The organism is Pseudomonas sp. P5_A2_2, assembly GCF_054177685.1.
Window position 1 is genome coordinate 1 of the sequence record NZ_JBGCUL010001050.1, and the last position, 1,496, is coordinate 1,496.

The 1,496-nt window shown below is 58.4% G+C and carries 1 protein-coding gene and 3 tRNA genes; all 4 read right to left on the reverse strand.

Features of this window, described 5'->3' with window-relative positions:
• Positions 1-663: twin-arginine translocation signal domain-containing protein (locus ACXRVY_RS28660; protein WP_458238911.1), on the reverse strand; the 663-nt coding region annotated here is incomplete at its 3' end.
• Positions 664-1,121: 458 nt separating this feature from the next.
• Positions 1,122-1,198 (reverse strand) — tRNA-Asp (locus ACXRVY_RS28665).
• 92 nt (positions 1,199-1,290) lie between these two features.
• A tRNA-Asp gene (locus ACXRVY_RS28670) sits at positions 1,291-1,367 on the reverse strand.
• 53 nt (positions 1,368-1,420) lie between these two features.
• Positions 1,421-1,496, reverse strand: a tRNA-Val gene (locus tag ACXRVY_RS28675).

The following is a 1,496-nucleotide window of genomic DNA, read 5'->3' on the forward strand; positions in this document are numbered from 1 at the left end:
GAACAGGATCGAATCCTTGAGGCTGGCGAACTCGTCTTCATCCGCCGAGGTCGCGCCGCCGACACGCACGTAGCGGAAGCTGCCGTAGGGATCGCCTTCGTAGAACGGTACCTGGGCACCGTAACGAATCGCCTTGTCATTGAATTTGAGTTGGTTCTTGGCCTGACGGAAACGCTCGAAGTCGTTCCAGATCAGGATCGCCACCGGGTGGCCGATGAACATCGGCACCTTGCCGGCCGGCAACAGCGGATCCGGGGCGTGCTCCTCAGGGAACACGATACCGTCCTTGACCAGGTCTTCGGCGGTGACGATGCGGTCGGGCTGCAACTCGGTACCGAGCCATGAAAGGTCCAGACCCGCGTAGATGCGGTCCGCCTTGATGGTTTTGAGCAGCATGGCGTGGCCCTGCTGCTGCGGCCAGCCCGGCATGTCCTTGGCGCGGATGTCGCGGGCAAAGACCTTGCTGCCGCAGACCTTGGACAAGGCATCGTTACGGGCGCGCGCCTTGCCATTGTTGCCGAGCCACTGCTCGGACGGCACGGTCACGCTGTTTTCCATCAAGGCGGCCAGCGCCTGGCTGCTCAATGGCGTGAGCGTCACGCTCACACCCGCTACCAGCCCGCCCTGAAGGAACGAGCGCCGGGATATATCACGGTTGGACATGGATCATCCTCTGGGCGGTTATGGGGTCCGCCCTTCTGGTTATGTACTGGAAATCTCGAGTCTTGCAGAAGCCCTTTTCGACGATGCAAAAGGCTGTTGTTGACAGTGCAAAGCTGACCGAAAGGTTAAGTTTATAGGCTTATGGCCTTACGGAAAACCAAAAACTGACTGACAAATCAAAAAAACGCGACTACTCGACGCAGCACGTTAACTGTAGCCGTGAATCTCGGTAGCGCGAGGTCAGAGGCGCCGCTGAACGACGGCGTCGCAGCTCCAATCGGCCATTCATGCGAAGAGGCACGCAGAAAGGTCCGTCTGGAAAAAGGCGAGAGGAGAAAAACCTGAATTTCAGACACAAAAAACCCCGGCCTTTCGACCAGGGTCTTTGCTATCGACTCGAAGTGAACCAACGGCTTTCTTCGTAGCTCCAAGGCGTTCAGTGGGCCTCGGGGCAGATATGGCGCAGCGGACGGGACTCGAACCCGCGACCCCCGGCGTGACAGGCCGGTATTCTAACCGACTGAACTACCGCTGCGTATCGCTTTGAGCAGATGCTCAAGTAACTCGTCTGATTGAAAACTCAGTAGCTTTTCAATCTCGAGCCAGGCATGCCCGACTCGGAAAATATGGCGCAGCGGACGGGACTCGAACCCGCGACCCCCGGCGTGACAGGCCGGTATTCTAACCGACTGAACTACCGCTGCGCGTCGGTGGAGGCATTTCAGCCTACCTCTTGCTTTCGCAAGTATCTCGGGAGTGGTGGGTGATGACGGGATCGAACCGCCGACATTCTGCTTGTAAGGCAGACGCTCTCCCAGCTGAGCTAATCACCC